Origin of the sequence: Plastoroseomonas hellenica, assembly GCF_018129085.1 — a bacterium.
Lineage (GTDB): Bacteria > Pseudomonadota > Alphaproteobacteria > Acetobacterales > Acetobacteraceae > Plastoroseomonas > Plastoroseomonas hellenica.
Genome location: NZ_JAAGBB010000028.1, coordinates 62,679 through 75,180, shown reverse-complemented (window position 1 = coordinate 75,180; position 12,502 = coordinate 62,679). Strand labels below are relative to the sequence as shown.

Annotated in this window: 12 protein-coding genes; 7 read left to right on the top strand and 5 right to left on the bottom strand. The window is 70.0% G+C overall.

Annotated elements, in window-relative coordinates:
• Positions 1-94 precede the first annotated feature (94 nt).
• From GXW71_RS21765 to GXW71_RS21750, 4 genes are all read right to left on the bottom strand, one after another.
• The gene (locus tag GXW71_RS21765) at positions 95-829 is read right to left on the bottom strand and encodes an SDR family NAD(P)-dependent oxidoreductase (protein ID WP_367617345.1); all 735 of its coding nucleotides are present in this window, start codon (positions 827-829) and stop codon (positions 95-97) included.
• Between the two features lie 23 nt (positions 830-852).
• Positions 853-2,286 (bottom strand): M20/M25/M40 family metallo-hydrolase, encoded by a 1,434-nt coding sequence (locus GXW71_RS21760; protein ID WP_211854783.1) that lies wholly within the window; start codon positions 2,284-2,286, stop codon positions 853-855.
• 73 nt (positions 2,287-2,359) lie between these two features.
• The gene (locus tag GXW71_RS21755) at positions 2,360-3,373 is read right to left on the bottom strand and encodes a Bug family tripartite tricarboxylate transporter substrate binding protein (RefSeq protein WP_211854782.1); all 1,014 of its coding nucleotides are present in this window, start codon (positions 3,371-3,373) and stop codon (positions 2,360-2,362) included.
• A gap of 163 nt (positions 3,374-3,536) precedes the next feature.
• Positions 3,537-4,556 (bottom strand): alcohol dehydrogenase, encoded by a 1,020-nt coding sequence (locus GXW71_RS21750; RefSeq protein ID WP_211854781.1) that lies wholly within the window; start codon positions 4,554-4,556, stop codon positions 3,537-3,539.
• Positions 4,557-4,721: 165 nt separating this feature from the next.
• Here GXW71_RS21750 and GXW71_RS21745 point away from each other — a divergent pair, with 165 nt between their 5' ends.
• The 4 genes from GXW71_RS21745 to GXW71_RS21730 are packed head-to-tail and all read left to right on the top strand — an operon-like array spanning position 4,722 to position 9,092.
• Positions 4,722-5,492 (top strand): GntR family transcriptional regulator, encoded by a 771-nt coding sequence (locus tag GXW71_RS21745; protein ID WP_211854780.1) that lies wholly within the window; start codon positions 4,722-4,724, stop codon positions 5,490-5,492.
• A 54-nt stretch (positions 5,493-5,546) separates the two neighbouring features.
• Positions 5,547-6,581: a ketopantoate reductase family protein gene (locus tag GXW71_RS21740; protein WP_211854779.1), complete on the top strand. Its 1,035-nt coding sequence runs from the start codon at positions 5,547-5,549 to the stop codon at positions 6,579-6,581.
• Positions 6,578-8,257 (top strand): M28 family peptidase, encoded by a 1,680-nt coding sequence (locus tag GXW71_RS21735; RefSeq protein ID WP_246526762.1) that lies wholly within the window; start codon positions 6,578-6,580, stop codon positions 8,255-8,257. The genes GXW71_RS21740 and GXW71_RS21735 overlap by 4 nt, the downstream gene beginning before the upstream one ends.
• 25 nt (positions 8,258-8,282) lie before the next feature.
• Positions 8,283-9,092: an MBL fold metallo-hydrolase gene (locus tag GXW71_RS21730; protein ID WP_211854778.1), complete on the top strand. Its 810-nt coding sequence runs from the start codon at positions 8,283-8,285 to the stop codon at positions 9,090-9,092.
• 110 nt (positions 9,093-9,202) lie between these two features.
• On the opposite strand, the gene GXW71_RS21725 is transcribed toward GXW71_RS21730, so the two are convergent.
• A complete protein-coding gene (locus GXW71_RS21725; protein ID WP_211854777.1) occupies positions 9,203-10,096 on the bottom strand; it encodes a LysR family transcriptional regulator in 894 nt (297 codons plus the stop codon).
• A 137-nt stretch (positions 10,097-10,233) separates the two neighbouring features.
• Here GXW71_RS21725 and GXW71_RS21720 point away from each other — a divergent pair, with 137 nt between their 5' ends.
• Genes GXW71_RS21720 through GXW71_RS21710 form a run of 3 tightly spaced genes read left to right on the top strand, consistent with a single transcriptional unit; the run spans position 10,234 to position 12,501 of the window.
• Positions 10,234-10,518, top strand: coding sequence for a type 2 periplasmic-binding domain-containing protein (locus GXW71_RS21720; RefSeq protein ID WP_211854776.1), 285 nt, complete (start codon positions 10,234-10,236; stop codon positions 10,516-10,518).
• Positions 10,519-10,532: 14 nt separating this feature from the next.
• Entirely contained in the window at positions 10,533-11,486 is a 954-nt protein-coding gene (locus GXW71_RS21715) for a hydroxyacid dehydrogenase (RefSeq protein ID WP_211854775.1), read from the top strand.
• Between the two features lie 37 nt (positions 11,487-11,523).
• Positions 11,524-12,501: a Bug family tripartite tricarboxylate transporter substrate binding protein gene (locus GXW71_RS21710; protein ID WP_211854774.1), complete on the top strand. Its 978-nt coding sequence runs from the start codon at positions 11,524-11,526 to the stop codon at positions 12,499-12,501.
• Position 12,502: the final 1 nt, after the last annotated feature.

Here is a 12,502-nt window from a genome sequence, read left to right as displayed (position 1 = left end):
GCGTGGTCGTCGAGTTGAAATACGACATGTCGCTGCTCCCGGACTGCGTAGGGGAATGTCGGCCGGCGGGCGCGGCGGCGCGCCCCACCGCCGTTCAGAAGGATCCGCCGTTGACGGGAAGGATCTGGCCGGTGACGTAGTCGGCCAGATCGGACGCGAAGAAGGTGACGGCCTTCGCGATATCGTCGGCCGTGCCGAGGCGTCGCAATGCCAGGCCGTCCAGGAGGCGTTGCTGACCTTCAGCGCCATATCCGTCCCATTGCCGCTGCGCGTCGGGAGAGATGGGGAAGAAGCCCGGCGCGATCGCATTGACGGTGATGCCGGACGGCCCGAATTCCTGCGCCAGTTGCCGCGTCAGCCCGACGACCGCGTGCTTCGCGCTGGTATAGGCCAGCAGACCGGTGCGCGAGGCCCGCAGCCCCGCGCCCGAACTCACGTTGATGATCCTGCCGCGTCCGGCGCGCTTCATCCCGGTCGCGGCGGCACGCGTCACGGCGAACACCGCATCGAGGTTGATGCGAAGGATCGCCTCCCAATCCTCGAAGGCGGTCTCCTCGATGGGCCGGTAGCGACGTCCCACCGGACCGCCGGCATTGTTGACGAGGACGTCGATGCTGCCGTTCGCGCGGGCCTCGACGGCGGCCACCCAGTCCGCCACGGCCGCACGGTCGGTGAGGTCCAGAACCCTGGTGTGGACTGCGTCGAAGCCGTCGGCCGTTTCCTCCAGGCCTTCGGCATTCACGTCCGTGGCGAAGACCGTCGCGCCATGCCGCGCGAAGCGCTGCGCGATGGCACGCCCGAAGCCGACACCAGCCCCGGTGACGGCCACGGAGATTCCCGTGAAATCCATGCTCAGCTCCCTGCCATCATTCCGCGCGGCGCCGCGTCCGCCCGATCGGGATCCTCCGCGCCGAAATCCCACCAGAGCCCGGCGATGAGCCCGAGCCCCTCGCGGAACAGGGATCCCAGCCCGTGCTCGTTCGGCCCGTGCTGGCTGCAACCGCCATAGGAGAGCGGGATCCAGATCACCGGCGTGCCCAGCGCCTCCCGGAAGAACTCCGAGGGGCCGGAGGCCGCGATGTTGGGCACGATGTTGGCGCGCCGTCCGACCGTGCGCTCCATGGAGCGCACCGTCCGCCGCACCCAGGCATCTTCGGGGTCAGTGCGGGAGGCGGGGAAATACTGGCGCTCCGTGACCGGGTGGATCTGCACCATGGCGAGGCCCCGCGCATCCAGATGCGCGCGGAGCGCCGGGACCAACCGCTCGGCCGGCACGTCTACCGTGTGCCGCACCTGAATGCGGGCGCGGGCGGAACCGCCGACCGCGTTGACGGGGGACGCAGGCTCGCCGGTGATCGCGGCCAGCACGATCACGCTGGTCCACATGAAGATGCGTTCCGCGCGCGTCATGCCAGGCTCGCCCCAGCCGCGATCGGCGCTCGGCGCCCCTTGCAGGTCCTCGGTGATGACGGCAGCACAGGCGGCGCGCACCGCAGCGGGGATATCCTCCGGCGTCCAGCCGGGCACCAGGATGCGGCCATCCTGCGAGACAATGCTGGCGATCGCATGGGAGAGGATGACGCCCGGATCCGTCAGCAGCCCGCCCCAGTGGCCGGAATGGAAGCCGCCTTCGCGCAACGCCACGACCAGGTCCATCGCGACGCTGCCACGGGTGCCGAGCGTCACCTCCGGGATCGTGGTGGACTGCCGCAGCCCGTCGAAAGCGATGAAGACGTCGGCGGCGCAGAGCGCGCGGTCCCGCCGCAGGATCTCCTGCAGCCCGGGCGAGCCCGCTTCCTCACCCGTCTCCACCATCAGCTTGACGTTGAAGCCGAGGCGCCCCCGTTCCGCGAGGACGGCGGCCAGCGCTTCGATGGCGACGAGATGCTGGCCCTTGTTGTCCACCACGCCACGTCCATAGAGGCGGTCGCCTTCGACGGTGACGGTCCAGGGATCGAGGTCCTTCCGCCAGAGCTCCGGCATGGCGCGCACCACGTCACCATGGCCATAGATCAGGATGGTGGGCAGGGAGGGGTGCTCGGTGCGGGTCGCCAGCATCACCGGGCCATGCTGCGCCTCGGGGTTCTCCAGCAGCCGCACCTCGAAGCCCAGCCCGGCCACCATCGGCCCCAGCACGTCGCGCGCATAATGCTCCAGCTCGGGCCTGCGCCCGGGCGGGTGGCTCTCGGTCGGCACGGCGACGAGCTGCCGCAGCCGCTCGAGGAAGCGGCCTTCATCGAAGCTGGCATGCGCCCGCTCGATCGCCGCGTCACGGGATCCGCCCATGATTGGGTCCTTCGCAATGGATGGCTTCGCCCCGGCTGACGGCGGAAGCAGAGTTTCCTGGGCCGGCGCCGCGTCAGCCCTCGATCCGGATGCCGGCCGTGCTGATCACGGTCCTCCAGCGCGCCACATCGAACTGAACGAACTCCCGGAGTTGCGCGCGGGTGTGGCGCATCGGGAACAGGCCCATTTCGCCCATCCGGCTCTCGAAACCGGGCTGCCGCGTTACGGCGGTCACGGCTTCATGGATCTTCTGCACGGCCGGCTCGGGCATGCCTGCCGGCCCCATCACCGCGATCCAGCCGTAGAAATCGTAATCCGGCACGCCCTGCTCCGCGATCGGCGCGATATCCGGCACGAAGTGTGAGCGCTCCTTCGAGGTGACGCCCAAGGCGCGCAGCCGGCCGGTCCGAACCAGCTCCGTCGTCGCGACCAGCGTGTCGGAAGCCAGCGTGATCCGCCCCGCCAGCAGATCGTTCATGGCGGCCGACGAGCCGCGATACGGCACATGCGTGAGCTCGACGCCCGTCAACTGCGCAAAGAGCGCCATGGCCAGGTGCGCCGTCGATCCATTCCCGGATGATCCGTAGAGGACGCGGCCCGGATGCGCCTTCGCGTAGGCGATCAGGTCCTGGATGGTGTTCACCGGCAGGCTGGGATGCACGACGAACAGGTGGGAGCCGATGGCGAGCGGCGCCACATGGGTAAAGTCCCGGACCGGGTCATAGGCGAGGTTCTGGTAGAGTCCGGGCGCGATGGTGAGCGGCCCTGCATTGGAGATGCCGATCGCGTAGCCGTCCGGCGCCTGCCGCGCGACATGCTCCGTGCCGATGGTGCCGCCGGCGCCGCCACGGTTGTCGACGATGACCGCCTGGCCGAGGATCGGCATCATCCGCTCCGCCACGAACCGGGCGACGAGGTCGGATGAGTTGCCCGGCGGGTAAGCGACCACCAGCCGGATCGGCTTGTTCGGGTAAGGGCCCGCCTGGGCGATCGCGGGCCGCACCGGAGCGCTGCCCACCAAGGCAGCGCTGGCGCCGGCGCCCGCGAGAAAGCTGCGCCGCTGGTGCTTCATCTTCGTCTCGATCATGCAGCCTCTCCTGACCTGGCCTGACAGGTGGCCGGCGCTTCCCTTCGTCTTGTGCTGGGGCGGGCGCGGGGGCGCCCGGCCGTGACGGCGCGACGGCCTCAGTCGCGGCGGCCGGTCGCGATGGTCGGCACGCGATGCATGATGATGCGCGCCGCGCCGCTCCTCATTGGCCCATGGTCAGGACCATGCGGAACCTGGCCTCGGCTCGCATCATCCTGTCATAGGCTTCGGCGGCACGTTCGAGCGGCATCGTCTCGATGGTCGGCCGCACGCCGCTGAGCACGCTGAAGTTCAGCGTGTCCTCGGAATCGATGGCCGTGCCGGACGCGTGCCCCTTCACCGAACGGCTCCCGGAAATGAGGTCCAGGGCCGAGACCTGAATCGGCTCGGCGCCCACGCCGATGACGATGAGGACGCCGCGCACGGCGAGGCCGGGTATGACCTCGCTCATGGCTTGCGCATTGGGCACTGTCGCCAGGATGGCCTTGGCGCCGCCGAGCCTGGTCAGCTCCGCCGCCACGTCCTGCGCGGCGCTGTCGAGATAGATATGCGCACCGAGCTGCCGTGCGAGGCTTTCCTTGTCGGCGCCGCGTGCGATCGCGACGGTGCGGAACCCCATCTTCGCCGCGAACTGCACGCCGAGGTGACCCAGCCCGCCGATGCCGAGGACCGCCACGAGATCGCCCGGACGCGCACCGCTGCCGCGGAGCGCGTTGTAGGTGGTGACGCCGGCGCAGAGCAGCGGCGCCGCATCCTCGGACGACAGATCATCGGGAATGTGCACCAGCGCGTCGGCCGGGCTGATCATCGCCTCGGCATAGCCGCCGTCGCAGTTGATGCCGGGGATGCGGAGATTGGTGCAGGCGATCATGTCGCCGCGGCGGCAAGGCTCGCATCGGCCGCAGTGGCCGCCGAACCAGCCGACCCCGACACGCGTGCCGATGGGCCAGCCGACGACGCCCTCGCCGACCGCTTCGATGACGCCGGCGACCTCGTGGCCCGGGATGATCGGATAGGGGACTGTCGGGAAGAGGCCGTCCTTGGCGATGCAGTCGCTGTGGCAGACGCCGCAGGCCTGCACCTGCACGCGCACTTCGCCGAAGCCGGGCTGCGGTCGCTCCCGCTCCACCAACTCGAACGGCCCGCCTTTCTGGGCGACTTGAACGGCACGCATCTTCGGCATGGCGTGATTCCTTCCGGCTCCGGCTGGCTGTTGGGGCGGAGCCTATGCTGGGCGCAGGTAAATTGACAAGCTGTTTGTAAATTTGTAAGACAAAAAAACGATCAGCGACCGCAAACCGGCCATGGCGATGGCCGCCGCCGGCGGGTAATCGGCTCAGGAGCACGCATGAACGGCACGGCGGATCGAATGGACGAGATGAAGGACGACGCTCGGCTGGACGGAATGAAGGACGAAGCACTGCTCGTGGCCGGACAGGCCGTCAGCCTCCGCTCCCTGGTCGCGGACCGCCTGCGCCTTGCCATCATCACCGGGCGTTTCCGCCCGGGGCAGCAATTGCGGGAACGCGAGCTGTGCGAATTGACCGGCGTCAGCCGCCCGTCGCTGCGCGAAGCGCTGCGGCAGTTGGAGGCGGAGGGGCTGATCGCCACCGCCCCGCATCGCGGCCCGGTGGTCGCGGCGCTGAACGTCGAGGAGGTGGGCCAGCTCTACGCCCTCCGCCAGGTGCTGGAGAGCTTCGCCGCGCGGGAATTCGCCCGGCTGCGGCGGCCGGCCGACATCGCCGCGCTGAAAGCCGCGGTGAAGCGGCTGGACGAGGTGGAGAAGGCCGGCACGCCGCTCGAGATGCTGGAGATCGGCACCGCCTTCTACGGCGCCATCGCGACCGGCAGCGGCAATCCCTATCTCGCCCAGACGCTGGGCGCCCTGCACAACCGCATCGCGCTGATCCGCTTCATCTCCCTGCACCGGCGGGCGCGCATCGCGCAGAGCTTCGCCGCGCTGCGCGCGCTGAGCGAGGCGATCATCGCGGGTGACGAAACCCTCGCCGACCGGCTCTGCACGGAGCTGCTGGAGGCGGTAGGCGCCACGGCCAGGGCCGTCGTCGAAGCCGGGTATCGCCTGCCCGGCAGCGCCGACGACGCCGGGCTCGCCGCCTGACCATTATCTGACGGACCGCCGGCCCTGGGCCGGCCTCACGGAAGGACGAAAGCCATGCCCGACCCCATCGTGATCTGGGGCAGCGGCGCGATCGGCGGCACGATCGGCGCCTATCTCCGCCGCGCCGGCCGGGACGTGCTCTTCGTGGACGTGGTCCCGGAGCATGTGCGGGCGATCGCGGCGGGTCGCCTCCGCATCGACGGGCCGGTCGACCAGTTCACCACCGGCGGACCGGCGGCGACGCCGGAGGCGATGACGGGGCAGCACAAGCTCATCATCCTGGCGGTGAAGGCGCACCACACCGCGGCGGCTACCCGGGCTCTCGTCCCCTTCCTCGCGGAGGATGGTGCCGTCGTCTCCTGCCAGAACGGGCTGAACGAGCTGGTGATCGCCGAGATCGCCGGCCGCGCCCGCACCATTGGCGCCTTCGTGAATTTCGGCGCCGATTACCAGGAGCCGGGCCGCATCACCTTCGGCGTGCGCGGCGCGGTGGTGGTGGGGGAGCTCGATGGCCGCACGACGCCGCGCGTCCGGGACCTGCACGAGACCCTGAAGCTCTTCGAGCCCGATGCGGTGCTGAGCGACAACATCTTCGGCTATCTCTGGGGCAAGGTCGGCTATGGCGGCATCCTCAAATCCTCCGCGCTGACCAACGACACCATCGCCGAGTTCATCGCCGATCCCCGTCGCCGGCCGATGATCGTGGCGCTGGTGCAGGAGATCCTCTCCATCGCCGCGGCGGAGAGGGTGTCACCGCTGGGCTTCAACGGCTTCGATCCGGCGGCCTTCATGCGGGACGATCGCGCGGCGATGGACGCCTCCCTGGCCGCACTGGTGTCGTACAACAGCGGCACGGGAAAGCCGCGCAGCGGCATCTGGCGGGACCTGGCCGTGCGCAAGCGGCAGACGGACGTCACCGCGCAACTGGCACCGGTGCAGGCCGCGGCCCGCCGCCATGGCATCCGGACCCCCTATGTCGACCGGCTCGTCGCCCTCATCCAGGCCGTGGAGGACGGGCGGCGCGAGATCGGCGCGGCGCTGGCCGACGAGCTCGGCGGCCTCATTACACTGCCTGAGGAGAGAGCATGAGCACCCTGGCCGAGGCCGCGTCCCGCACCGTCGCGCTGGGTGACGTGGACAGCGCGCTGATGATGCGTCACCTGACCCATATCGCGCAGTATGTGAAGCTGAGCGGAAGCAAGGAGGAGGCGGAGAGCCTCGCCTATATCCGGCAGGTGATGGATGGCTACGGCTATGCCACCACCGTGCTGGAGCATGACGCCTATATCAGCCTGCCCGGCGCTGCCCGGGTGACGGTGGATGGCCGGATCCTCACTGCCATCACCCATTCCATGTCCCGTCCCTCCCCGCCGGAGGGAACGACCGGACGGCTGGTCCATGTGGGCGACGGCACGGATGCCGACTTCGCCAGGCAGGACGTCACGGGTTGCATCGTGCTGGCGGAGGGGATCGCGACCCCGGCGGTGGCGCTCAGCGCCTCCCGCGCCGGCGCGGCCGGGCAACTCCACATCAGCCCGCACGAGCACCTGCACGAGATGTGCCTCTCACCGGTTTGGGGCAATCCCTCGGAGACGACGGCCGCGACGCTGCCGACCACCGTCGCCTGCACCATCTCCCAGGCGGATGGCGCGGCGCTGCGCGAGGCGCTGGTGCGCGGCGAGGCGCCCGCCGTGACGCTGCATGCGGCGGTGGATACGGGCTGGCGCAAGACGCCGATCCTGGTGGCGGAGCTGCCCGCCGATCCCGCAGCGAAGGACGAGCCCTTCATCCTGTTCTCGGGCCATCACGACACCTGGCATTTCGGCGTGATGGACAACGGTACCGCCAACATCACCATGATGGAGGTGGCCCGGATCTGCGCGCAGTCGCGCGCCGCTTGGCGGCGCGGCCTGCGCCTCTGCTTCTGGTCCGGTCATTCGCATGGCCGCTATTCCAGCTCGGCCTGGTACGCCGACACGCATTGGGATGTGCTGGAGCGGCGCTGCGTGGCGCATGTGAACATCGACAGCGTCGGCGCCGTCGGCGCCAGCATCCTGTCGGAGGCGCCCACCGCGACCGAGCTCACCGGGCTGGCGGCAGAGGTCATCGCCAAGCAATCCGGCCAGACGCTGCGCGGCAAGCGGATCGGCCGCGGCGGCGACGAGAGCTTCTGGGGTATCGGCATCCCCGCCATGTTCATGGCCTTCAGCGAACAAGTGCCCGGCAGCGTCAAGATGCGCCACGCACTCGGTTGGTGGTGGCACACGCCGGGCGACCTGCTCGACAAGATCGACCCGGCCAACCTCGCCCGCGATGCCCGGATCTACCTCGAGGTGCTCGACCGGCTGCTGACGGATGCGGTGCTGCCCATCGATCATGCCGCCCAGTTGGATTCCCTCCTGGCCGAACTTGGCAAGCTCGGCGGCACGGAGGCTCATGGGATCGCGCTCGATGCCCTGGCAGGTCAGGCCGCCGCGCTGCGCGATGCGGTGGGTGCTGCGCGCATGTGCCTCGATGCGGATCGGCTGAATGCTGCCATCCTCCGGATCTGCCGCGCGCTGGTGCCATTGGACTACACACGGGGCGACCGTTTCGCGCACGACCCTGCCCTGCCACTGCCAGCCTGGCCGAGGCTGGATCCGCTGCGCCGTCTGGCGGCCACCGCGCCCGGTTCGGATGAGGCGCGGCTGCTGGCGGTTTCGGCGCGCCAGGCCCGCAACCGCGTGGCCCATGCGTTGCGAGAGGCCAGTGCGGCTCTCGGCTAGATCGCCCCGCGCGGAGAACAATCTGATGAAGCTGATTCAGTCCGGAACCAACTTCGCCCGCTACGAGATCGGCGGACTGACCGTCGTGGCACTCCGTGACGGCTATGTGGACATGCCGTCCAGCCGACTGCGCCACCAGGACGATCGGCCGTTCGGCACAGAGCTGCCCGAACAGGTCAGGCTGGTCGACGGGCGGCTGCGGCTCTCCGTCAATGCCTTCCTGGTCATCGAGCAAGGCCGGCACATCCTGATCGACACGGGCGCCGCGGATGCCTGGGAGCCGACCATGGGCCTGCTCCTTCGCGCGCTTGCCGAAGCGGGCATCGCCCGGGAGGAGATCGGCACCGTGGCCTTCACGCACACGCACCTCGATCACGTGGGCGGGCTCGTGGCGGCGGACGGGTCCGACGCCTTCCCGAACCTGGAAGGCCTGTTCGTCCCGCAGGAGGAAGTCCCGCTATTCGGCAGGCAGGAGAGGCTGGCGAGGTTCCGTCGGCGATGCGCGGCGTTCGGGGATGGCTTCTCCCTGAGCAACAGCATCACCGCCGTTCAAGCCCATGGCCACGAAGTGGGGCATACGGCGTTCGAGGTCGCGGGCGGAGGGGAGACGCTGCTGATCTGGGGGGACATCGTGCATGTGCCATCGATCCAGTTCACCAGGCCGGAGCTCACCTGGGAGTTTGACGCCGATCAGGCGCAGGCGCGTTCGACCCGCAGGAGGATCCTCGATCGCGCGGCGCGGCCAGGCGTCTTCGTCGCGGGGGCGCATCTCGATTTCCCTGGCATCGGCAGCGTCACGAGAGCTGGTCAGGCCTATGACTTCTCGCCGGTGTAGAGCGTGATGACCTGAGGCGACTCCTCCGACCGCTCTCGCCCCCTGTTCTCACACGCCGTGGAATGCAGGAGCCGCGCGCAGAAATCGCCGCGGTTCGCGCGGTTGGGGCGTCAGCACCAGTATCTTGAGTTCTCCGCCGCGACCACGACCTCCCGCGTCACGATCTCGGCCACCGGCTCCAGGCCGGTCTGCGCATAGGCCGCGTAGTATTCGAGCGGCGCGATGGGCGGCGTGGTTTCGATGACCCGGAGCTCGCCGGCCTCGATCCGCGGCTGGACATAGGCGAGCGGCAACGGTGAAAGCCCGAGCCCCGCGACGGTGAGTCCGCACAAGTTGGACAGGCTGTTGCAGGCCAGCGTCAGGTTGGGCCTGACATTGTTCTCGACGAGCCAGTCGTTCACCAGCGCCTGCAGGCCGGAGCGCTGGGTCTGCGCCAGCAGGGGATAGGCGGCCAGCTCCGCGATGGAGAGATGCCGCGGCACGTCGTCACGGTCGCCGCCGCACATCCAGGCCATCTCCACCTGCGCCACCTTGCGGCTGCGCAGGCCGGCCGGCGGGTTGCCCGGCGAGATCACCACGTCGAGCCTGTCGTGCAGCAGGTCCTCATACAGCTCCTCCGCCAGCTTCGCCTCGGTCCGCAACTGCGCGCATGGCAGCCGGTGCCGGATCCCGGTGACCAGCGCCGGCAGGAAGGTGAGCGCGATGAGCTCGGTGATGCCGAGGCGGAGCGTCCCGGCATAGGCCGCCGCATCGCCCAGCGAACGGGTCATGCGCTCGCAGAGCTTCAGGATCTCGGCGCAGAGCGGCCGCACGGCGTAGCCCTGGCTGGTGAGCCGCGGCCGGCGCTGATCGCGGTCGAGCAGCGTCACGCCCAGGCTCGCCTCCAGCTCGGCGATGCGCTTGGAGATCGCCGGCTGCGTGGTGCCCAGGGCCTCGGCCGCCGCGCTGAAATTGCCGGTCTCGACGATCGCCTGGAACGCCTGAAGCTGGCGGAGGGAGAGCACGTGTATTCCCAAAAGTTATCGCCAGCTATGAAAACACATTTCTTTTAATTGTAGCCAGCCCCTTCTAAGAGGGCCCACCTGACCGGTCGCCGGCGATCGCCGCCACGATAAGACCGGACCAAGGGGAACGACGCGACATGATCGGAAGACGCAGGCTCGCGGACGGCATCCTGGCTGCGGCCATCGTCCCCCGCCTGGCCTCGGCGCAGACCGCCTGGCCGGCCGCGCGCCCGATCGAGATCGTGGTTCCCTTCTCGCCCGGCGGTGGCATCGACATCATGGGCCGCCTGGTGGCGCGGCATCTGCCCGGTGCGCGCTTCGTCGTGACCAACCGCGCCGGCGCCGGCTATCGCGCGCTGGTGCTGAAGGAAGCCGTGGCGGTGCGGGCGCTCTATGCGCGCCACCCCTGGGCCAGCCAGTAATCGGACACATCCCTATGCCCAATATCCTCGTCCTGAACGCCATCCATCCCGACGGCATCGCGCGGCTGGAAGCGGAGCCCGGCTATGCCGTCACGCGCCCGGTGCCCTTCACGCCGGAGGTGCTGTCGGCGCATCTGCGGCAGGCCGAGGGCATCATCACCCGCGGCACCCGGATCGACCGCGACCTGCTCCGGCAGGCGCCGCGGCTGCGCTTCGTCTGCCGCCACGGCGTCGGCTACGACAATGTCGACGTGCCGGCGCTGACCGAGCGCGGCATCACGCTGGCGATCACGCCGGAGGCCAACGCCGCCTCGGTCGCCGAGCATGCGCTGATGCTCATGCTGGCGCTGTCGCGGCGGATCGTCGGCTTCAACGCCGACGTGCGCCGCGGCGACTGGGTGGTGCCGGCGCAATCGCGCACCAGCGACCTCGCGGGCTGCGCGGTGCTGCTGCTGGGCTTCGGGCGGATCGGCAGCCGCGTCGCCCGGCTCTGCTCTGGCTTCGGCATGCGCGTCCTGGTCCATGACCCCTATGTGCCGGACAACACGGTGAGCGGCCTCGGCTTCGAGCCGGCGCCCGACCTCGCGTCGGCGCTCGGGATCGCCGACATCGTCAGCCTGCATTGCCCCTCCGACGCCACCACCCGCGGCATGGTCGATGCCGGCTTCCTGGCGGCGATGAAGCCGGGCGCGCTGCTGGTGAACACGGCGCGCGGCACGCTGGTCGACGAGGCGGCGCTGGAAGCGGCGCTGCGTGCCGGACATCTCGCCGGCGCCGGGCTCGACGTCGTGCACACCGAGCCGATGACATCAGCCATTCCCTTGCTGGCCTTGGACAGCGTGATCGTGACGCCGCATGTCGCGGCCAGCACGCGCCAGGGGCTGCACCGCATGGCGCTGGCCGCCGCGCAGAACACCATCGACTTCTTCGCCGGCCGCCTGAATCCGGGCGCGATCGTCAGGGGCTAGGGCAAGCCGCCGTCACCATCAGGGGAGGAAGAAGAGCATGACGATCCGAGCGACACGCCGCGGGCTGATCGCCGGCGGCGCGCTGGCGGTCGGGCGCGCCTTCGCCCAGGCGCCGGGTGCCTGGCCGTCCCGCCCGGTGCGCATCATCGTCGCCTGGGCACCGGGCGGGGCGGTCGACACCGTCGCCCGCCGCATGGCGCAGAAGCTCGCGGAGCAGCTCGGCCAGCCCTTCGTGGTGGAGAACAAGGCGGGCGCCACCGGCACCATCGGCGCCGCTGAGGCGGCGCGCGCGGCAGCGGACGGTCACACGCTGCTGGCACTCGACAACACCTATGCGATGCTGCCTTTCCTGCTGAACCGACTGCCCTTCGACCACGCGACGGCCTTCGCGCCGATCAGCGTCAGCGCGTTCTCGCCCGTGCTGCTCGCCGTCGGCAGCCGGACGCCCTATCGCACGCTGCAGGAGCTCATCGCCGCGGCGCGGCGGGAGCCCGAGAAGATCACCTACGGCACCGGCGGCATCGGCAGCGCGCCGCATTTCGCGACCGAGGCCTTCCAGCAGGCATCCGGCATCCGGCTGTATCACGTTCCCTACAGGGGCGCGGGCGAGGCGGTGACGGCGGCGCTCGGTGGCCAGGTGGACATGGTGATGATCTCGCTCGGCTCGGCGCTCGGCAGCATCCAGGGCGGCCTGCTGCGGCCGCTCGCCATCAGCCGGGAGAGCCGCATCGCCGCGATGCCGGAGTTGCCGACCTTCGCCGAGGCCGGCATGCCGGGCTTCGGCGTCGTGAACTGGTCGGGGCTCGCGGCACCGCGCGGCACGCCCGCGGCCATCATCGAACGTCTGCAGGCCGAGATGGTGCGGGCGCTGGCCGCGCCCGACATGCAAGCCTTCCTCGCGACCCTCGGCGCGGAGCCCGGCGGCATGCCGCCCGAGGCGATGGCGGCCCTCCTCTCGCGGGAGACGGCGCTGTGGCGCGACGTGGCGGCGCGGGCCGAGATCCAGCGGCAGTGAT